This is a genomic window from Bradyrhizobium sp. 215_C5_N1_1, assembly GCF_052075935.1.
GTDB classification, from domain to species: domain Bacteria; phylum Pseudomonadota; class Alphaproteobacteria; order Rhizobiales; family Xanthobacteraceae; genus Bradyrhizobium; species Bradyrhizobium barranii.
Genome location: NZ_CP197228.1, coordinates 5504009 through 5522361 on the forward strand (window position 1 = coordinate 5504009; position 18353 = coordinate 5522361).

Genomic DNA, 18353 nt, shown 5'->3' on the forward strand with positions numbered 1-18353 from the left:
CTCTCTCTGCACTAGCCAGGATGTAGTCCGCGCAAGCGCTTTGCGCGAAGGACTGCGATCGACTATGTTCCGCGTTTCCCCGAGAGCCCCATCCGGAACATCGTCATGTCCCCTCCTCCTTCACAACGCTTCCCCGCACCCGCCCTCGACACGCTCCCCGACGACATCCGCACGCGCCTGCTCGCCGTGCAGGAGAAGAGCGGCTTCGTGCCGAACGTGTTCCTGACGCTGGCCTACCGGCCCGAAGAGTTCCGCGCGTTCTTCGCCTATCACGACGCGCTGATGGAGAAGGACGGCGGCCTCACCAAGGCCGAGCGCGAGATGATCGTGGTCGCGACCTCGGCGGCCAACCAGTGCCAGTATTGCGTGATCGCGCACGGCGCGATCCTGCGCATTCGCGCCAAGAACCCGCTGATCGCCGACCAGGTCGCTGTGAACTACCGCAAGGCCGACATCACGCCGCGGCAAAAGGCGATGCTCGATTTCGCGATGAAGGTCTCGGCCGAGGCGCAGCGCGTCTCCGAGGAGGACTTCGCGGCGCTTGCACCGCACGGCTTCAGCGACGACGACATCTGGGACATTGCCGCGATCTCCGCCTTCTTCGCGCTGTCCAACCGGCTGGCAAACTTCACCGGCATGAGGCCGAACGAGGAGTTTTACCTGATGGGGCGCTTGCCGAAAAAATGACGGAGCTCGACTGGCCCGAAATCCTTGCTCGTCTCGGTGCCGCGACCGTCGCCGCCGGCGCGATCGGCCTCGACCGCGACCTGCACGGCAAGCCGATCGGGCTGAAGACGCTCGGCATCGTCGGGCTCTCCACGGCGACCGTGGTTCTGCTCGCCCTGCAGCTCGCCGAGCCAACCAAGGTCGCCGATGCCACCAGCCGCGTCATCCAGGGCATCCTCACCGGCATCGGCTTTCTCGGTGCCGGCGTCATCGTGCATCAAAGCATGGGATTTCGCGTCCGCGGGCTGACCAGCGCCGCCTGTACCTTTCTCGCGGCCTGCATCGGCATCGTCTGCGGCGCCGGACAGTGGAAGATCGTCGCCGTCGCGCTGGCGCTCGCCTTCGTGCTGCTGACGGTGGGCCGCCACATCGAGCGACGGTTGCACCGCGTGCTCGGCGGCAAGGAGGATGCGCACACCGCGGAGACGTCTCCGGACGCGCCGCCGCGGACCTAGCCGGCTGCGCCAGCACGCGGCTCTCACATCCGTCACGTTTTCCGTCGCTGGCTCCAGAAGCTCCCGACACCGACGATGGCGGTGACGAGCAGAACGGCAACGAAGGTCTGGATGATCGTGAAATTCAGGGCATCGCGCGCGACGAACAGCGCGGTGATGGCACCGGCAACGATGAAGAGAATGCGAAAGATTGCGCTCACGGTGATGCCTCCGGGTCAGCATGACTCGGAGCCACCTGCGCCCTCGCCATTCAGGCAACACCGGTTCGGCAATCATGCCGATGGACCATAGCGCCCTGCACCGATACGAATTTGCGGTAGGTCAAGTCGCCTGCGCGCCTCAAAGCGTTGGCGACTGATGCAGGTAACGGCCGTCGAAATCCGCAAGGTCCAGAAATTTCCGCTCGTCCAGCACCGTGACGCGGCCGCGGTGCAGCTCGACGATGCCCTCCTGCCGCAACTGCTTGATCACGCGGTTGGCGTGCACCCCGGTGATTCCCAGGGCTTCGCCGATCTGCTCCTGGGTCAGCGGCATCTCGAAGCCGTTGCCGTCAAGACGCCCGATGACCCGGAGGCGTTCGCGCAGCTCGATCATGACATGGGCAAGCCTTGCGGGCGCGGGACGCTGGCCGACGTTGACGATCCATTCGCGAAACATCGCGGCGTCGATCAGCGTGTCTCGCCAAAACATCTCGGCAACGCTTGGACTGCGCTGGTGCAATTTTCGCAGCGTTTCGTGACTGATGAAGCCGAGCGTGCACGGCGTCAGCGTCGACAGGTCGTGATCCATCACGTGCAGAAACAGGCTCATCAGGTCGGGGATCTCGCCGGGGATGTGGATAGAGAGGATCTGACGCTTGCCGCTTGCTATCGTCTTGGAACGTGCACAGAAGCCATCTGCGATCAGGCAGCAATCGGTTGCGCGCTCGCCGTCGCGCACCACGGGCGCCTCCGCCGAATATTGACGAACCGCAATCGGGAGCGCCTCGATCTCCTTCACGTCGTCGTCCGAGATGCCGGAAGATGTACGCAAACGCCTGACAAGCGCAGCACGGATCGTATCGCTGGGCACGCGAGCTAGCTCCGGTTGGTATGAGATGGGACCTGTACTGCAATCCCTGGCGCAGAGGCGCCGCTGCAATAAAAAACCCGCGATCCACGCCCCCGGTTCCAACAAAAGTTAAGGACGCCACGTGCCTCCCCATGGTTGGCTTCGCGCCGGAAAGGTCCAGCCATGACCAAGAAGCGCAACCGCACGCGACCGGCCCTGTCACTCCAGGAGCGCCTGAACAAGTTCACACGGGACGCCCGCGCCGCGGCCAAGAAGCTGCCAGCCGGCACCGAACGCCACACACTGTTGCAGAAGGCGCGCGACGGCGAGGCAGCCGCCGAGATCGAACGCCTTCTGTCCTCACCCGGTTCGCAACACCAGAAGTGATCGTCCCACCGTTGCGTAGCTGCGACCGCGAGGCGCTACGTGGCTAGCGCTGCGCCATCAACTCGAGCGCCGGAGCAAAGCGCTCGGAGAATGTCAGCGTCTTGGCGTGGCGAACTGCCGCAAACGATGCCGAGATTCCTGCTGTGGCGACTGCGAGCAAGGCAACTACGAAAACCAGACGGCGCATTTTGGCCTCCTGTGTGAGCTCGACTACCCCACAGAGATGGGGTGGCTCTGTTTCAGGACGGTTTCATCCCTGCGGAAAATGACTTCGCTCAAGCGGCTGTGATGAGATCCGGCTTCTCGGGCCGCCGCGCCGTAACCAACTAACAATCATCGTCGTTGTCTTGCGACGGTCGCGAGCGGCAACGGGAATTTCGCGCCAGCGACCACGATCATGAATCGCAAGACTGCCGCGATAAGCAGTATTCGCGGGAACGCGGAGTCATCGAGGATTGCTCAAATGAACGTCGTTATCCGGAAGCTCAATGGTCTGTGGCACCTCGTCGTCGGCTCGTGCCAGATCCGAACGCCCTTCCTGGCAACCCAGGACCGCGCGCTGGTCGTGAGCTACGCCCGGCGCGTCTACCCCGGCGCCAAGATCTTTCAGCGCGACTGATGCGAGCGGTTGCGCCTAGTCGTCATCCGCCGGCCCGCACCAGCCGGGCAGATAGATAGCGTCCTTGCTCTTGGCCGCGGACAGGGCCTTCTCGAGCGCCTTGTCGAAATTGGCATCGACCGCCTTGCGCGTCAGTTTCCGGCGCAGAAAGTCGGCCCACAGGAATTCCGAGAACGGCGTGGTATCCTTGGCGAAGCCGCCCATGCGGCGGAGCTCGCCGGCAAGGCTCCGGAACGGATCGTCCTTGAGATCGACGACCGATTTCGGCAGATCGCGGAACGGCCGCCGCTCGCCCTTGGAATCGTAGGGGTAGACCCAGCGCTTGTTGTCCATCACGCCCCAGAAAGCTTCGCGCTCGACCATTCTGAGGTCGCCGACCACGGTCACCAGCACTTCCTTGACGCCCTCGTCGTGCAATGCGCGGCCGAGATGATGATGGTCGATCACGTAGTAGCGCTGGTCCGGTCCGTAGACGACGGGGATCATGTGATTGCCGAGCAGGTCGGCCTGCTTCTTCTTGCCGTGCTCGCGCCAGCGCTTGCGCTTCTCCTTGACCTCGCGCATGCCGACCGTCATCTGCGTCGGCCGGAGCGACAGGATCGGCACCGGATGCACTCTCGGTTCGCGTGCGTTGGTGGTGGTCATGATGAAGGCCCCTCACATGGTTGCAACCGGTGGTCCGGTTCCCTTGATTATGCCATGGGCCCCGCGGCGGCAAAATGCGTTCGATCCGGCCGCGGATATCACAAGCAGATGTTCACGAGAGCCGACGGTGCGTGCTTCGGTGTCGTTGCTGCGACGCCACCTCCGCTTCCTGTCACCGACCTGACAGCCGGCGCCGCGTTCGCTCGCGCGCCGTTCCGGAAATATGCCATGCAAGATAGTGCGAAAGCGCAATGCACGTGTGCGTTGAGAAGATTTTCTGCAAGGCATTCACGACGTATGCTATCTAAAACCGCTGCTTCGGAGTGATCCCCTCACCATGAAAACACAGCGGCCCATCAGCTCGGATGACGAGCACCGGGTGCTCCAGTTCAGGCCGCGCAACGCGTCTCCCCCGCCGGTCCAACGGGGCAGCGGTACCGTGCAGCCGCTGCGCGTCGCGCCCGAGCCGCTCGACCTGTCGCGCTACGAGAAGCCCCGCCCGGAACCGGACAATTTCCGCCACCGCATGCTCGCCAATATTGCGGCGCTCGCCTTCACCATCGCGCTGACCGCGATCGGGATCTGGCTCGCGGTGAGCATTGCCGACCTGCGCCGCACCCAGGATTGCGTGCTGATGGGCCGCCGCGATTGCGCCAAGATCACGACGCCCCATATCTAGGCACCCCCCCGGGTGAAAAGGCCCGCCGACGGCATCCCCAGCCCTGTCGCCGGGGCCGCCCGGCTCCATTGAACTCAGGGCGGCGCTCCGATATACGGGCTTTCGACCCGGCCAGAGGGGGGTTTGAGGGCGTCATCGGGGCGCGATGCCCACCCACCGTTCCACTCTGGAACTTCAGACAAATATCAGCAATATATCAAAGGCTTAGTGATGTCCTCCACATTCGATCAGGTCGCTACGATCATCGCTGAAACCTGCGACATCCCGCGCGACACGATCACGCCGGATAGCCACGCCATCGATGACCTCGGCATCGACAGCCTCGATTTCCTGGACATCGCGTTCGCGATCGACAAGCAGTTCGGCATCAAGCTGCCGCTGGAAAAGTGGACCCAGGAGGTCAACGACGGCAAGGCGACCACCGAGCAGTATTTCGTGCTGAAAAATCTGTGCGCCCGCATCGACGAACTGGTTGCGGCCAAGGGCGCGAGCGCCTAAGCGCGCGGTCATGCAACTCGAATACTTCCACATGATTGATCGCGTCGTCGACCTGAACGTCGACGCGAAGACGATTGTCGTCGAAGCCCAGGTCCCCAAGGAGAGCACGATCTTCGAGGGGCATTTCCCGGGCTATCCCCTGATGCCCGGCGTGCTCCTGATCGAATCGATGGCCCAGGCTTCGGGCTGGCTTCAGCTCGGCGTGCTCAAGTTCGAGCGCATGCCGATTCTGGCCGCCGTCAAGGAGGCCAAGGTCCGCGGCTCGGTCTTCCCCGGCGATCTCATGACCATCGAGGCGACCCTGTCGCATCAGGGCTCGGGCTATGCGGTGACCGAGGCCAAGATCAAGGTCGGCGGCAAGCTGCGCGCGAATTCGACGCTCACCTTCACGCAGATCCCCTTCCCCAATGCGGATATGCGCGGCTTCATGGACGCGGTCGCCAAACGCGTCGGCTTCCCGCAACAGGCCGGATCGCCATGACTGACACTGCTTTGAAGCCCGGCCAGACCGAAGTCTGGATCACCGGCATTGGCCTCGCCACCTCGCTCGGCGAAGGCCTGGACGCCAATTGGGCCGCGCTTCAGGACAAGCGCATCAATGTCGATGAGAAGGGCTTTGCGCCCTGCATCGTGCATCCCCTGATGCCTGTTAGCTTCGACAGCCAGATCCCGAAGAAGGGCGACCAGCGCCAGATGGAAGCCTGGCAGCGCATCGGCACCTATGCCGCGGGCCTTGCGCTCGATTCCGCCGGGATCAAGGGCAACAAGGACATCCTGTCGAAGATCGACATGGTGGTGGCCGCCGGCGGCGGCGAGCGCGACCTCAATGTCGACTCCGGCGTGCTCACGGCCGAGGTCAAGGGCGCCAATGCGCCCGGCTTCCTCAACGAACGGCTGATGAGCGATCTCAGGCCGACGCTGTTCCTGGCCCAGCTCTCGAACCTGCTCGCCGGCAACATCGCCATCGTGCACGGTCTCGGCGGCACCTCGCGCACTTTCATGGGCGAAGAGGTCGCGGGTGCCGATGCGGCGCGCATTGCGCTCGCGCGCATCGCCTCGGGCGAGAGCGACATCGCGCTGATCGGCGGCTCCCACAATGGCGAGCGCAAAGACCTGATGGTCCTCTACGAATTCGGCGACTTCAACCTGAAAGACAAGTTTGCTCCGGTGTGGGCGCGCAAGGATCACCCCGGTTTCGCGTTGGGATCTGCCGGCGCGTTCCTAGTGCTGGAATCGAAGGCGCACGCGGAAGCGCGCGGCGCAAAGCCGTTCGCAAAGCTGTCGAGCGTCGTTGCCGACCTCGCCCGGCGCAAGCAACCCGGCGACACGGCCGCGACGCTGGAGAAGCTTTGGGAAAAGCTGCCCAGGCGCGAGGGCAAGGGCGCGATCATATCGGGCGCGACCGGCGCGGAGCCCGCGACGTCAGAGGAGCGCGGCTTCCTGAAGGGCCATGCTGACTTCCCGGTGCGTTCGACCGGCACGATGTTCGGCCACGCCATGGAAACGCAATTCCCGCTTGGCATCGCGCTCGCGGCGCTGTCGATCTCGCGCGGTGCGCTGTTCCCGCCGAACGATTCCACCGGGACCGAGATTGAAATGCAGGGCGCGCCCACCCAGATTGTGGTGGTGGGGGCCGGACACTGGCGCGGCGAGGGCATGGCTCTGGTCGAGGCCGTAAGCTGAAGCGCGTCGCGCTTTGGCGGATGCTCTAGCTCAATCGGGGGATCGACATGACTGCACCACGCGACAAACTCGGGCGTCCCGTCGTCGTCGTCACCGGCATGGGCATCATGACCTCGCTCGGCAACGGCAAGGCCGACAATTGGGCGAAGCTCGTGGCCGGCGAATCCGGCATCCGCACCATCACGCGCTTTCCGGTCGACGGCCTGAGGACGACGATGGCCGGCACGGTCGATTTCGTCAGCGTCGATCCGTTCTCCTCCACCGGCCTGTCCGAGCGGATGGCTGAGCTCGTCACGCAGGAAGCGCTCGCGCAGGCCGGCATCGGCGCCAAGGCCGATTTCCCCGGTCCGCTCTTCCTTGCGGTTGCACCGGTCGAAGTCGAGTGGCCGCAGCGCCGTGAGCTCGGCCGTGCCGTCGGCGCGCAGGATATCACCTATGACGATCTGCTGCGCATCTCCGGCGGCGGCAAGTACAGCGCCTATCACCACCGCTTCATGTTCGGCTCGGTAGCAGCTTATCTCGCCGAGACCTTCGGCACCAAGGGCTCGCCGATCTCGCTGTCGACGGCCTGCGCCTCGGGCGCGACCTCGATCCAGCTCGGCGTCGAGGCGATCCGCCGCGGCGAGACCGATGCCGCGCTGTGCGTGGCAACCGACGGCACCGTGAACCCCGAAGCTCTCGTGCGGTTCTCGCTGCTCTCGGCGCTGTCGACCCAGAACGATCCGCCGCAGGCGGCCTCCCGCCCCTTCTCCAAGAACCGCGACGGTTTTGTCATGGCCGAAGGCGCCGGCGCCCTCGTGCTGGAAAGCTACGAAGCAGCGACCGCGCGCGGCGCAAAAATCCTCGGCGTGATCGCCGGCTGCGGCGAGCTCACCGATTCCTTCCACCGCACCCGCTCTTCGCCTGATGGCAAGCCGATCATCGGCTGCATGAACAAGACGCTGGCCGATGCCGGCATGACGCCGGACCAGATCGACCACATCAACGCGCACGGCACCGCGACGCCCGAGAACGACAAGATGGAGTTCAACACGACATCGGCCGTGTTCGGCGATCTCGCGCAGAAGATCCCGGTGACCTCCAACAAGTCGATGGTCGGCCACACCATCTCGGCCGCGGGCGCGGTCGAAGCGATCTTCTCGCTGCTCACCCTCGAGCATCAGCGCATTCCGCCGACGATCAACTACGACAATCCGGATCCCACGATCCTGTTCGACGTCGTCGGCAACAAGGCGCGCGATGCCCGCGTCACCGCGGTCATGTCGAACTCGTTCGGCTTCGGCGGCCAGAACGCCTCGCTGATCCTGACCCGCGAACCGGCCTGACCGGACGCATGGCGCTGTTACCTGCGAGCATCAAGGCCCGCGCGCGGGAGGCTGCCAAGTCGCTCGGCGGAAGCCTGATCGGGGCCACCACCGTCGGCATGCTGCGCACCACGCGCTATTTCGATCCGGCCAAGACCTCGGACTTCTTCTCCCGCGTGGTGAAGACGATCGGCCCGCGCCTGCGCGAGCACCGCATCGGCCGCGCCAACCTCACCGCGGCATTTCCGGAGAAGTCGCCGGAAGAAATCGAAACCATCCTGATGGGCGTGTGGGACAATCTCGGCCGCGTCGGTGCCGAATTCGCCCATATGGACCAAGTCTGGGATTACGACCGCGATCATCCGGAAAAGAGCCGGATCGAACTGCCCCAGCGCAGCATCGAGCTGTTCGACCAGATCCGCGACGACGGCAAGCCGGCGCTGATCTTTGCAGCCCATCTCGCCAACTGGGAACTGCCGGCGCTCGCCGCCGTCGCGCATGGGCTGGACACTGCGATCCTCTATCGCCGGCCGAACATCGCCTCTGCCGACCGCATCATCCAGGAGATGCGCCAGGTCAACATGGGCACGCTGATCGCTGCGGGGCGCGACGCGCCTTTGCGCCTCGCGCAGGCGCTGAAGGACGGCAAGCACGTCGCCATGCTGATCGACCAGTATCTGACCGGCGGCGTCGAGGTCACCTTCTTCGGCCGCAAGACCCGCGCCAACCCGATGCTGGCGCGCCTGCTGCGCCAGGTCGAATGCCCGATCCACGGCGTCCGTATCATCCGCCTGCCCGGCAACCGTTTCCGCGGCGAGCTGACCGAGGAGATCCCGCCGGTGCGCGATGCCGACGGCAAGATCGACATCCAGGGCACGACGCAGGCGATCACGAGCGTGGTGGAAGGCTGGGTGCGCGAGCATCCCGAGCAATGGTTGTGGCTGCATCGAAGGTGGCGGTAGCGAGCCGTCAGACGGCTAACGCGGCTACCTATTCCTCATCCTGAGGAGCGCGGAACGCGCATCTCGAAGGATGCAGGCCCGGCCGGTGGCCTCGCCCTTCGAGACGCGCGCGAAGAGCGCGCTCCTCAGGGTGAGGGTCTGGCCCTCTCTGCCGAAAGACTTCGTCCCAAACAAAAAAGGCCCCGGCGCATGACCGGGGCCTTCGCGTTCAAGCTCTCGAACCGTTCAGTACTTCGCGACCACCGGTCCGCCGAACGTGTAGTTCACGCGCACCGTGCCGATGTCGATGTCCTGGCTGATGCGGTGAGTGCTTGGCGGCGCGGCGAAGGGGGCAATGGTGTTCGTGGTCACGTCCCGGCTGCCCATGAACAGATGATCGTATTCGACGGCGACGGACCAGCCCGGCGCGAAGCCGAACTCGATTCCCGCACCGACGGTCCCTCCCCAACGCGTCTCGGAGCCGACGGCACCGGTCTGACCTGCGACGACGGCGAAAAACGGCGCAAGAGCGGCCGCGCCGGCCGGCGTCACCGTGAGCGAGTATTTGTCGTGAACGACGGCCGCACCGCCCTTGGCATAGAGCAGCACGTTGTTGAAGGCGTATCCGACCTGCCCCGTGAACAGGCCGAAGGCGTCGACCTTGGTGACGTCGTTGAGGAGAGAGGTGGTACCAAAGACGGCATACTGGCTCGCGTTGCTGCCCCTAAAATCGGCCCAGTTGCCCTGCGCCTCCAGGCCGAACACCCAGTTGGTCGCCTGCCAGCGATAGCCGATCTGTCCACCGACGGTGGCGCCTGTCGCGTTGTGGCACCCCTCGGGAACTGACGGCACGATCGGGAAGCCGGAATCGTTGAAGATGTCCCAGCAGGTGTGCGCAGAACCGCCGCCACCGTTGATACCGAGATAGAGACCGCCCCAATTGTAGACCGGCGCCACGACAGGAGCCTTGGTGTAACGCGGGGCCATGTCAGCCGCCGACGCAGCGGTGACGAACAGCAACGAGCCGGCCGCAGCCAGAACAACTTTCTTCATTGGGGCAATTCCTATGAACGAATATATTCCGGTTCCATACACCGGAACCGCGCCGGACGCTGTCACCCCAAGGACACATCCGGATACCATCGCAACGACGTCAGGTTGTATGCGCAATCTGAGAAGACCGGCCGCAGATCGGCACCGCGCGCGTTGCTTCAGGTCATTGCGTCCGCGCGTCGATGAAGCCAGGCGTCATCGCGACTTAAGCACCGCCACCGCCGGCGACCCGCAGGTGACGCTTCTACTGTGCATGGGGTTGTTTTGCAGATTTTGGCTTCCGGGCGGTTCCCAGAGCGACTACCGCCCCGTCTTCACCTTTGTCCACAGCCGGTTGATGATCCGCTGCGTCGCAGGCTCACGCGCCGTGATGACGAACAGTTTTGCGAGCGTCGCCTCGTCCGGATAGATGTTCTTGTCGTTCAGAATCTTCGGGTCGACCAGCTTCTGGCTGGCGAGGTTGCCATTGGCGTAGGACAGGAAGTCCGAGTTCTTCGCGGCGACATCAGGACGGTAGAGATAGTTGATCAGCTCGTAGGCTTCCTTGACGTTCTTGGCATCCGCGGGGATCGCGAGATTGTCGAAGAACATCTGCGCGCCCTCTTTGGGAATCGCGTAGCCGATCTCGATGCCGCTTTTGGCTTCAGCCGCGCGGGCGCGGGCCTGCATGATGTCGCCGGACCAGCCGACCACGAAGCAGATCTCGCCGGTGGCGAGCGCGCTGAGATATTCGGACGAGTGAAACTTGCGCACCGACGGGCGGACTTTTGCGACGACGTCGGCGGCCTTGTCGAGGTCGGCCTGCCTGGTCGAGTTCGGATCGAGTCCGAGATAGTTCAGCGCCGCCGGAAAAATGTCGTCGGCGGAGTCGAGCATGTGGACGCCGCAATCTCTGAACTTCGCCAAATTCTCCGGCTTGAAGACGATGTCCCAGCTGTCGATCTTCGCGTCGGGCCCGAGGATCTGCTTCACCTTGGAGACGTTGTAGCCGATGCCCGTCGTGCCCCACATGTAGTTGGCGGCGTAGACATTGCCGGGATCGTAAATGCCAAGGCGCTCGGTCACCACCGGCCAGGCATTGGAGAGGTTCGGCAGCTTCGACTTGTCGAGCTTCTGGAAGATGTTGGCCTTGATCTGGCGCTGGAGGAAATAGGCCGTGGGCACCACGACGTCGTAGCCGGACTTGCCGGCCATCAGGCGCGTCTCCAGCGTCTCGTTGGCGTCGAACGTGTCGTAGACCACCTTGATGCCGGTCTCCTTGGTGAAGGCCTCCAGGACGTCAGGCGCCATATAGTTGGACCAGTTGTAGAAGTTGACGACCCGCTCCTCGGCCCCTGCGGGGGCGGAAAGCAACGTCAGCGCCGCGGCGATTGCAAAACCAAGGCAACGCCTGGAGCGGCCGACGTTCGTCATCTTTCCTACCTCTTGCGCCCGCGCACCGCGTCCGACAGCCGCTCCAGCGCGGTGTCGAGCGTCTGGTCCTTCTTGGCAAAGCAGAAGCGGACCACGGAGGTCACCGCGTCCTGCTCGTAGAAGGCCGACACCGGGATCGCCGCGACCTTGTAGTCTTTCACGATCCGCCAGCAGAACTCGGTATCGCTCTCGTTGAGCCCGAGCGGCGACAGGTCGACGGTGAGGAAGTAGGTGCCCTGCGACTTCAGCACGGGGAAGCCGAGGCTCTCCAGTCCCCTGGTCAGGCGGTCCCTGCTCCGCGTCAGGTCCTTCCGCATCGACAGGAAGTAGTCGTCGGACTTGCCGAGCCCATAGGCGACGGCGGCCTGGAGGTTCGGTGCGGTGGTGAAGGTCAGGAACTGGTGCACCTTGGCGGCCACCCGCAGCAGCGGCGGCGCGGCGCAGACGAAGCCGATCTTCCAGCCGGTCAGCGAGAAGATCTTTCCGGCCGAGCCGACCTTGATGGTGCGATCGCGCATGCCGGGGATGGTGATCAGCGGGATGTGCTTGTGCTCGTCGAAGGTGACGTGCTCCCAGACCTCGTCGCAGATCGCGATGACGTCGAACTCCTGGCAGTAGCGGGCGAGCAGCTCGAGGTCCTCGCGCGGATAGACCACCGCGGACGGATTCAGGGGATTGTTGAAGAGCACCGCCTTGGTCTTTGAATTGAAGACGCTTTTCAGCATGTCCTCATTCAACCGCCAGTGCGGCGGCTCGAGGCGGACGAGCCGCGGAATGCCGCCGGCCTGGCGGATGATCGGCAGGTAGGAATCATAGACCGGCTGGAAGCAGACCACCTCGTCGCCGGGCTGGACCACCGCGAGGATCGCCGAGGTCAGCGCCTCGGTGCCGCCGGAGGTCACCATCACCTCGCTCATCGGGTCGAGCTTGAGGCCGTGCCAGTGACCGTAATGGGTCGCGATCGCCTGGCGCAGCTCCGGCAGGCCCATCATCGAGGGGTACTGGTTGTAGCCGTTCAGCGAGGCATCGGCCGCGGCGCGGCGGATGTCCTCAGGCCCGGGATCGTCGGGAAAGCCCTGGCCGAGATTGATGGCGTTGTTGTCGCGCGCGGCCTGCGACATCGCCTCGAAGATGGTGACGGGAAGGTCGGCAAAGACCTTGTTCAGCGAGGAGCTCTTGGTCGTCATCGCGAGGTCAGCCACCGACCTTGCTGGGAAGACCCGCCGCCTTCCACCCCAGCATGCCGCCGGCCAGATGCTTGTCGTAAGGCAGACCCGCCGCCTGGGCCGCGAGCGAGGCCGTCACCGAGCGCTTGCCCGAGCGGCAGGCGAACACGACCTCCTTGCCCTGGGGATCGGGGATCGCCTTGGGATCGAAGGTCGAGAGCGGCACGACAACGCCGTAAGGATAGGCCTCGGCGTCGACCTCGTTCGGCTCGCGCACGTCGACAAGGAGATAGCGCCCTTCCGCGACACCCTTGGAGACCTCGTCCGGGGTCAGATCCTGTACCTGGTTTGCCACATCATCCTCCAACGTCACGAGCCGCCTGCCGGGGCGATCCCGGCGGGCGGCAACCTCGCCTCTCGGCAGACGAAAATCAAGCGCTACAAAGGCTTGAGCTGCATGCCGCAAGTTAAAGCTAAATCGCAGCGACTTGAAGCGCGGCTTTCAGGATGCCTGAAACTCCTGCTTCGCATCCCACCACGCGCTCGGTGTCATTCCCCGCGAAGGCGGGGAATCCAGTACGCCGCGGCCTATCGATTCAACCACAACTGTCTCGGAGTACTGGATCGCCCGGACAAGCCGGGCGACGACGGCGGTGGCTCTAGATCGTCACCTGGGTACCGACCTCGACCACGCGGCCGGAGGGGATCTGGAAGTAGTCGGTGGCGTCGTTGGCGGAGCGGCTGAGCGAGATGAACAGCCGGTCCTGCCAGCGCGGCATTCCGGAATGGGCGGCAGGCTTGAGCGCCCTGCGCGACAGGAAGAACGAGGTCGACATGATGTCGAACTGCCAGCCGAGCTTGCGGGCGATCGCCAGCGCCTTCGGCACATTGGGCGATTCCATGAAGCCGAACTTCAGCGTCACCTTGGAGAAGGTCGGTGAGATCTGCTCCAGCCTCACGCGCTCGGCTGGATCGATCCGCGGGGTCTGCGCGGTCTCGATGGTGAGAATGACATTCTTCTCATGCAGCACTTTGTAGTGTTTCAGACTATGCATCAGCGCGGTCGGGGCGCTGAGCGGGTCCGAGGTCAGGAACACCGCGGTGCCGGGCACGCGCTGCGGCGGCCGCTTCTCCAGCATCGCCACGAGGTCGGCGAGCGGGAATTCGAGCTTGCGCGACTTCTCGAACAGTAGCCGGCTGCCGCGCCGCCACGTGTACATCAGGATGATCATGAGCGCGCCGAGCGCCAGCGGCACCCAGCCGCCCTCGAACACCTTGAGCAGGTTGGCAGCGAGGAAGGTCAGGTCGAGGAACAGGAACGGCACGATCAGGGCGGCGGCGGCGAACGGCGACCACTTCCAGACCTTCCAGATCACGACGAAACCCATCATCGCCGTGACCACCATGGTCCCGGTGACGGAGATGCCATAGGCCGACGCCAGCGCGCTGGAGGAGCGGAACAGCAGCACCAGCAGCACCACCGCGACCAGCAGAAGCTGGTTGATGCGCGGGATGAAGATCTGGCCCGAATGGGCTTCAGAGGTATGGCGAATTTCGAAGCGCGGCAGCAGCCCGAGCTGGATCGCCTGGCGCGTCAGCGAATAGGCCCCGGTGATGACGGCCTGGCTCGCGATCACCGTGGCGGCAGTGGCGAGAACGACCATGCAACCGCGGAAAAAGCCTTGCGGGAACAGCTGAAAGAACGGGCTCACAATCGCGCCGGGATCGCCGAGGACGAGAGCGCCCTGCCCCAGATAGTTCAGCGCCAGCGACGGCAGCACGATGAACAGCCAGGCGGTCTGGATCGGCCGCTTGCCGAAATGGCCGAGGTCAGCATAGAGCGCCTCGGCACCGGTGACCGCCAGGAACACGGCGCCCAGCGTCACGAAACCAATGATGCCGTGATGGAACATGAAGGACACGGCGTAGAGCGGGTTCAACGCGAACAGCACTTGCGGCTGCTCGATGATCGGGTGGATTGCCGCGATCGCGATCACCGCGAACCAGACGCACATCACGGGACCAAAGAACGCGGCGACGCGGGCGGTGCCACGCGACTGCACGGCGAACAGGCCGACCAGGATGATCACGGTCAACGGAACGATGTAGGGCTCGAAGTGCAGGGTGACGTCCTTCATGCCTTCGATGGCCGACAGCACCGAAAGCGCCGGCGTGATCACGGCGTCGCCGTAGAACAGGGCGCCGGAAATGATGCCGAGCAGGACGATGGTCGCCCCGCCGGTGCCGACCGCGCGCTGGGCCAGCGCCATCAGCGCCAGCGTGCCGCCCTCGCCATTGTTGTCGGCGCGGAGCAGGATCACGACGTATTTGAGCGTCACCACGACGATGAGCGCCCACAGGATCAGCGAGAGCACGCCGAGCACGGCCGCCGGCGTAGGCACCCCCTCCGCGCCCGAGGCCGCCATCACCGCCTCGCGGAACGCGTAGAGCGGGCTGGTGCCGATATCACCGTAGACGACGCCGATGCTGCCGAGCGTCAGCGCACCGAAACGGGCGGTGGTGTGGGCTTCGCCATGCCCATTGGCCGCCGCCGTTTCCGGGGCGGAAATCGCTACGTCACTTGTCATGGGAGAGCCCAGTGGCCTCTAGAATGCTTCACTGCACAACGGCGGAAGAGCGCGCGGCTTATAGTCCTGCGCTGCCGGCATAGCCTAGCCCGATTTTGGGCCCTTGCCATGCGAAATTTGCATGACTTGGCCAATTGCGTTCAGATGGTGACTTGGGTGCCGACTTCAACCACCCGCCCGGTCGGAATCTGGAAATAGTCGGTGGCGTCGTTGGCGGACCGGCTCAGCGCGATGAAGAGGTGATCCTGCCACAGCGGCATGCCCGACTGGGCCGAGGCCTTGAGCGACCTTCGCGACACGAAGAACGAGGTCGACATGATGTCGAACTGCCAGCCCTGCTTGCGCGCGATCGCCAGCGCTTTCGGCACGTTCGGCTGCTCCATGTAGCCGAAGCGCAGCCTGACCTTGGAGAACTTGTCGCTGATCTTCTCCATGCGGAACCGCTCGGACAGTTCGACCCGCGGCGTGTGCGCGGTCTCGATGGTCAGGACCACGTTGTGCTCATGCAGCACCTTGTTGTGCTTGAGATTGTGCAGCAGCGCGGTCGGCACGAAGGCGGGATCGCTGGTCAGGAACACCGCGGTGCCCTTGACGACGTGCGGCGGGCGCTTCTCGAGGCTGCGGATCAGGTCGTCGAGCGGCACCTCGATCCGGCGCGTCTTCTGGAGCAGTATCCCCGTCCCCTTGCGCCAGGTCCAGATGGTCCCGGCCATGACCGCGCCGAACAGCAGCGGCACCCAGGCGCCCTCGAGCAGCTTGAGCAGATTGGCGCTGAAGAAGCTGATGTCGACGACGACGAAGGGCACGATCACCGCCGCAGCCGTCGCAGCGCGCCAGTTCCACAGTTTCCAGATCACGACGAAGCCCATGACGCCGTCGGCGACCATGGTGGTGGAGACCGCGATGCCGTAGGCCGAAGCCAGATTGCTGGGGGTGTGGAACAACAGCACCAGCAGCATCACGCCGATCAGCAGCAGCCGGTTCACACGCGGCAGATAGATCTGGCCGGCATGGGTCTCGGAGGTGTAGCGCACCTCGAAGCGCGGCAGGAGGCCAAGCTGCACCGCCTGATAGACCAGCGAATAGGCGCCGGTGATCACGGCCTGGCTCGCGATCACGGTTGCCGCGGTCGCAAGTCCAACCAGCGGCAGCACCAGACTCTCGGGCACCATGCGATAGAACGAATGCTCGATCGCGCTGGGGTCGGACAGCACCAGCGCGCCCTGCCCGAAATAGTTGATCAGGAGCGCGGGCAGCACGAAGAACATCCAGGCGGACTGGATCGGCTTGCGGCCGAAATGGCCGAGATCGGCGTAGAGCGCCTCGCCGCCCGTGACCGCCAGGAACACGGCGCCGAGCGTGACCAGACCGATCGTGCCGTGCGACAGCAGGAATTGCAGCGCGTAATAGGGATTGATGGCCGCCAGCACCGACGGATCGTCGGCGATGTGCACGGCGCCCATCACCGCAAGAACGGTGAACCAGACCACCATCACCGGCCCGAAGGCCGAGGCCACCAGCGCCGTCCCCTTGCTCTGGACCGCGAACAGCAACACCAGGATGATGACGGTGAGCGGTACGACATAGTGGTCGAAGGCGGGGGTCACGAGCTTCAGACCCTCGACCGCCGACAGCACCGAGATTGCCGGCGTGATCATGGAATCGCCGATGAACATGGAGGCGCCGACCACGCCGAGCGCGAGCAGGAACCAACTTCGCCGCCCGAGCGCGCGCTGGCCGAGTGCCATCAGCGAGAGCGTGCCGCCCTCCCCGTTATTGTCGGCGCGCAGCAGGAGCAGGACGTATTTGGCGGTGACGACGATAAAGAGTGCCCAAAGAATCAGCGAGAGCACGCCGAGCACCATGACCCGCGAGACCGGCTCGCCATGGGCCGCGGCCTTGACCGCCTCGTGGAATGCGTACAGCGGCGAGGTGCCGATATCGCCGAAGACGACGCCGATGCTTCCGAGCGTCAGGCCCCAGAAACCCGAGGTGACCGGCCCGTCCTGAGCGTCGGTCGATGTGATGCTCGCCGTCATGTGAGATGAGAAACGCTTCTTCCCGAGAATTGATCCGGCGCCTTTTGACCGTTCCGGCGCGCCTGTCAATCGGCACACCACCATAGCAGCCGCCGGGGCGGATGCTGTGACGGCGCAGCAACGATCGTTGTTAGCGCGACGACATGCCTCAGGTAAGATGGTAGCGCAAGTGCCTAGAGCCGTCCGCTCCAAGGGAAGCGGAGCGGGCCTCGAGATTCCGGGTTCGACGCGTTTTCTTCACGCGAAATCGGCGGCCGCTTCGCGCGATACGCTCTACGGCTTCAAATTCGGCGGCAGCGGCGGATCCTCACGCATCAGCGTGATCGTTACCCGCCGGTTGGCCGCGAGCGAGGGATCGTCCGGAAACAGCGGCTGGGTGTCCGCCTTGCCGGCGACGGCGAAGATGTGGGACGGCGGCAGGCCCTCGCGTTCGAGGATCTGACGCACGGCATTGGCGCGATCGGCCGACAGGTCGAAGGCGCCATAGTCGCTGCGGGTCGGCACGAATCCGGCCGCGGTGTGGCCGGCGATGGAGACACGGAGCGGCGTCGCCTTCAGCGGGATCGCGAGCTTCTCGATCAGGCGGCGGGTGCGGTCATACGGCACCTTGGAGCCGTCGGCGAACATCGAGCGGCCATCCTGATCGACGATCTCCAGGTTGAGGCCCTGCTTGGTCTCCTCGAACATGATGTGCTTGGACATCTCGGTCAGTTCCGGCATGTCCTGCAACGCCTGGCGCAGCGAGGCCGCGGCGAGCGCAAAGTTGCGGTCGACCTTGATCTTCGCGCCCGACGTGCGGTCGCGGTCCTCCTGATCCGGCGTCGGCGTGTTGGAGGCGTCCTCGGGCTGGATGTGGTCGACGTTCTTCAGCCGCGGGCGGGTCGGCAGGCCGTCGGACTCGACGATTCCGGCGTAGCGCGCCTCGCTCTGCACGCCGAATGCATCGCGCATAGAGCCGGCGACGATCTTCAGCTTGTTGGCGTCCTGTGTCGAGAACGCGACGAGCATCACGAAGAAGCTCATCATCAGGCCCATCAGGTCGGCGAAGGTCACGAACCAGCCGTGACCGCCACCGTGAGCATCGCCGCGCTTCTTCTTGGCCATCTC

The 18353-nt window shown here is 64.6% G+C and carries 21 protein-coding genes; 10 read left to right on the forward strand and 11 right to left on the reverse strand.

The features are described 5' to 3' along the window. The first annotated feature begins 105 nt into the window (after positions 1 to 105). Entirely contained in the window at positions 106 to 687 is a 582-nt protein-coding gene (locus AB7G19_RS26710) for a peroxidase-related enzyme (protein WP_441268342.1), read from the forward strand. After that, positions 684 to 1181: an MgtC/SapB family protein gene (locus AB7G19_RS26715; RefSeq protein WP_247307148.1), complete on the forward strand. Its 498-nt coding sequence runs from the start codon at positions 684 to 686 to the stop codon at positions 1179 to 1181. The genes AB7G19_RS26710 and AB7G19_RS26715 overlap by 4 nt, the downstream gene beginning before the upstream one ends. A 32-nt stretch (positions 1182 to 1213) precedes the next feature. Here the strand turns inward: AB7G19_RS26715 and AB7G19_RS26720 are convergent, their stop codons facing one another. Next, positions 1214 to 1381 (reverse strand): hypothetical protein, encoded by a 168-nt coding sequence (locus AB7G19_RS26720; RefSeq protein ID WP_166094532.1) that lies wholly within the window; start codon positions 1379 to 1381, stop codon positions 1214 to 1216. Between the two features lie 139 nt (positions 1382 to 1520). Continuing rightward, positions 1521 to 2354 (reverse strand): Crp/Fnr family transcriptional regulator, encoded by an 834-nt coding sequence (locus AB7G19_RS26725; RefSeq protein ID WP_441268343.1) that lies wholly within the window; start codon positions 2352 to 2354, stop codon positions 1521 to 1523. 60 nt (positions 2355 to 2414) lie between these two features. On the opposite strand from AB7G19_RS26725, the gene AB7G19_RS26730 reads away from it, so the two are divergent. Continuing rightward, on the forward strand, positions 2415 to 2618 hold the full coding sequence (locus tag AB7G19_RS26730) for a hypothetical protein (protein ID WP_441268344.1): 204 nt from the start codon (positions 2415 to 2417) through the stop codon (positions 2616 to 2618). A 43-nt stretch (positions 2619 to 2661) separates the two neighbouring features. Here AB7G19_RS26730 and AB7G19_RS26735 read toward each other — a convergent pair whose 3' ends face one another. Continuing rightward, positions 2662 to 2805: a hypothetical protein gene (locus tag AB7G19_RS26735; protein WP_441268345.1), complete on the reverse strand. Its 144-nt coding sequence runs from the start codon at positions 2803 to 2805 to the stop codon at positions 2662 to 2664. A 276-nt stretch (positions 2806 to 3081) separates the two neighbouring features. On the opposite strand from AB7G19_RS26735, the gene AB7G19_RS26740 reads away from it, so the two are divergent. Continuing rightward, complete coding sequence (locus AB7G19_RS26740) at positions 3082 to 3237, forward strand: hypothetical protein (protein WP_166352319.1); 156 nt, start codon at positions 3082 to 3084, stop codon at positions 3235 to 3237. Positions 3238 to 3252: 15 nt separating this feature from the next. Here AB7G19_RS26740 and AB7G19_RS26745 read toward each other — a convergent pair whose 3' ends face one another. After that, positions 3253 to 3882, reverse strand: coding sequence for a ParB-like protein (locus AB7G19_RS26745; protein WP_063983964.1), 630 nt, complete (start codon positions 3880 to 3882; stop codon positions 3253 to 3255). A 337-nt stretch (positions 3883 to 4219) separates the two neighbouring features. On the opposite strand from AB7G19_RS26745, the gene AB7G19_RS26750 reads away from it, so the two are divergent. From AB7G19_RS26750 to AB7G19_RS26775, 6 genes are all read left to right on the forward strand, one after another. Then, positions 4220 to 4561, forward strand: a complete 342-nt coding sequence (locus AB7G19_RS26750; protein WP_063983965.1) for a hypothetical protein — start codon at positions 4220 to 4222, stop codon at positions 4559 to 4561. 210 nt (positions 4562 to 4771) lie between these two features. Then, positions 4772 to 5059 carry an acyl carrier protein gene (locus AB7G19_RS26755; RefSeq protein WP_007592476.1) on the forward strand — a complete coding sequence of 96 codons (288 nt, stop codon included), beginning with the start codon at positions 4772 to 4774 and terminating at the stop codon, positions 5057 to 5059. Positions 5060 to 5069: 10 nt separating this feature from the next. Next, on the forward strand, positions 5070 to 5540 hold the full coding sequence (locus AB7G19_RS26760; protein ID WP_441268346.1) for a 3-hydroxyacyl-ACP dehydratase FabZ family protein: 471 nt from the start codon (positions 5070 to 5072) through the stop codon (positions 5538 to 5540). Continuing rightward, the gene (locus AB7G19_RS26765; RefSeq protein WP_085404820.1) at positions 5537 to 6742 is read left to right on the forward strand and encodes a beta-ketoacyl-ACP synthase; all 1206 of its coding nucleotides are present in this window, start codon (positions 5537 to 5539) and stop codon (positions 6740 to 6742) included. Before AB7G19_RS26760 ends, AB7G19_RS26765 begins: the two co-directional genes overlap by 4 nt. Before the next feature lie 47 nt (positions 6743 to 6789). After that, positions 6790 to 8067, forward strand: coding sequence for a beta-ketoacyl-ACP synthase (locus tag AB7G19_RS26770; RefSeq protein WP_063983968.1), 1278 nt, complete (start codon positions 6790 to 6792; stop codon positions 8065 to 8067). A gap of 8 nt (positions 8068 to 8075) precedes the next feature. Then, on the forward strand, positions 8076 to 9008 hold the full coding sequence (locus tag AB7G19_RS26775) for a lipid A biosynthesis lauroyl acyltransferase (RefSeq protein ID WP_439034590.1): 933 nt from the start codon (positions 8076 to 8078) through the stop codon (positions 9006 to 9008). A gap of 225 nt (positions 9009 to 9233) precedes the next feature. Here AB7G19_RS26775 and AB7G19_RS26780 read toward each other — a convergent pair whose 3' ends face one another. From AB7G19_RS26780 to AB7G19_RS26810, 7 genes are all read right to left on the reverse strand, one after another. After that, positions 9234 to 10040, reverse strand: a complete 807-nt coding sequence (locus AB7G19_RS26780; RefSeq protein ID WP_441268347.1) for an outer membrane protein — start codon at positions 10038 to 10040, stop codon at positions 9234 to 9236. 300 nt (positions 10041 to 10340) lie between these two features. Continuing rightward, positions 10341 to 11453 carry a polyamine ABC transporter substrate-binding protein gene (locus tag AB7G19_RS26785; protein WP_441268348.1) on the reverse strand — a complete coding sequence of 371 codons (1113 nt, stop codon included), beginning with the start codon at positions 11451 to 11453 and terminating at the stop codon, positions 10341 to 10343. A 5-nt stretch (positions 11454 to 11458) separates the two neighbouring features. Further along, positions 11459 to 12640 carry an aminotransferase gene (locus AB7G19_RS26790; RefSeq protein ID WP_441268349.1) on the reverse strand — a complete coding sequence of 394 codons (1182 nt, stop codon included), beginning with the start codon at positions 12638 to 12640 and terminating at the stop codon, positions 11459 to 11461. Between the two features lie 7 nt (positions 12641 to 12647). After that, complete coding sequence (locus AB7G19_RS26795) at positions 12648 to 12974, reverse strand: rhodanese-like domain-containing protein (RefSeq protein ID WP_028170872.1); 327 nt, start codon at positions 12972 to 12974, stop codon at positions 12648 to 12650. Between the two features lie 304 nt (positions 12975 to 13278). Beyond that, positions 13279 to 15207, reverse strand: a complete 1929-nt coding sequence (locus tag AB7G19_RS26800; protein WP_028146684.1) for a potassium transporter Kup — start codon at positions 15205 to 15207, stop codon at positions 13279 to 13281. A 140-nt stretch (positions 15208 to 15347) separates the two neighbouring features. Next, positions 15348 to 17246, reverse strand: coding sequence for a potassium transporter Kup (locus AB7G19_RS26805; RefSeq protein WP_441268350.1), 1899 nt, complete (start codon positions 17244 to 17246; stop codon positions 15348 to 15350). A gap of 273 nt (positions 17247 to 17519) precedes the next feature. Further along, positions 17520 to 18350: an OmpA/MotB family protein gene (locus tag AB7G19_RS26810; protein WP_014496126.1), complete on the reverse strand. Its 831-nt coding sequence runs from the start codon at positions 18348 to 18350 to the stop codon at positions 17520 to 17522. Between the last annotated feature and the right edge of the window lie 3 nt (positions 18351 to 18353).

Excerpts from the sequence above, each read along its gene's own strand:
- AB7G19_RS26710 (WP_441268342.1), top strand. The coding sequence starts at position 106 with ATGTCCCCTCCTCCTTCACAACGCTTCCCCGCACCCGCCCTCGACACG.
- AB7G19_RS26715 (WP_247307148.1), top strand. The coding sequence starts at position 684 with ATGACGGAGCTCGACTGGCCCGAAATCCTTGCTCGTCTCGGTGCCGCG.
- AB7G19_RS26730 (WP_441268344.1), top strand. The coding sequence starts at position 2,415 with ATGACCAAGAAGCGCAACCGCACGCGACCGGCCCTGTCACTCCAGGAG.
- AB7G19_RS26735 (WP_441268345.1), bottom strand. The coding sequence starts at position 2,805 with ATGCGCCGTCTGGTTTTCGTAGTTGCCTTGCTCGCAGTCGCCACAGCA.
- AB7G19_RS26740 (WP_166352319.1), top strand. The coding sequence starts at position 3,082 with ATGAACGTCGTTATCCGGAAGCTCAATGGTCTGTGGCACCTCGTCGTC.
- AB7G19_RS26745 (WP_063983964.1), bottom strand. The coding sequence starts at position 3,882 with ATGACCACCACCAACGCACGCGAACCGAGAGTGCATCCGGTGCCGATC.
- AB7G19_RS26750 (WP_063983965.1), top strand. The coding sequence starts at position 4,220 with ATGAAAACACAGCGGCCCATCAGCTCGGATGACGAGCACCGGGTGCTC.
- AB7G19_RS26755 (WP_007592476.1), top strand. The coding sequence starts at position 4,772 with ATGTCCTCCACATTCGATCAGGTCGCTACGATCATCGCTGAAACCTGC.
- AB7G19_RS26760 (WP_441268346.1), top strand. The coding sequence starts at position 5,070 with ATGCAACTCGAATACTTCCACATGATTGATCGCGTCGTCGACCTGAAC.
- AB7G19_RS26765 (WP_085404820.1), top strand. The coding sequence starts at position 5,537 with ATGACTGACACTGCTTTGAAGCCCGGCCAGACCGAAGTCTGGATCACC.
- AB7G19_RS26770 (WP_063983968.1), top strand. The coding sequence starts at position 6,790 with ATGACTGCACCACGCGACAAACTCGGGCGTCCCGTCGTCGTCGTCACC.
- AB7G19_RS26775 (WP_439034590.1), top strand. The coding sequence starts at position 8,076 with ATGGCGCTGTTACCTGCGAGCATCAAGGCCCGCGCGCGGGAGGCTGCC.
- AB7G19_RS26780 (WP_441268347.1), bottom strand. The coding sequence starts at position 10,040 with ATGAAGAAAGTTGTTCTGGCTGCGGCCGGCTCGTTGCTGTTCGTCACC.
- AB7G19_RS26785 (WP_441268348.1), bottom strand. The coding sequence starts at position 11,453 with ATGACGAACGTCGGCCGCTCCAGGCGTTGCCTTGGTTTTGCAATCGCC.
- AB7G19_RS26790 (WP_441268349.1), bottom strand. The coding sequence starts at position 12,640 with ATGACGACCAAGAGCTCCTCGCTGAACAAGGTCTTTGCCGACCTTCCC.
- AB7G19_RS26800 (WP_028146684.1), bottom strand. The coding sequence starts at position 15,207 with ATGACAAGTGACGTAGCGATTTCCGCCCCGGAAACGGCGGCGGCCAAT.
- AB7G19_RS26805 (WP_441268350.1), bottom strand. The coding sequence starts at position 17,246 with ATGACGGCGAGCATCACATCGACCGACGCTCAGGACGGGCCGGTCACC.
- AB7G19_RS26810 (WP_014496126.1), bottom strand. The coding sequence starts at position 18,350 with ATGGCCAAGAAGAAGCGCGGCGATGCTCACGGTGGCGGTCACGGCTGG.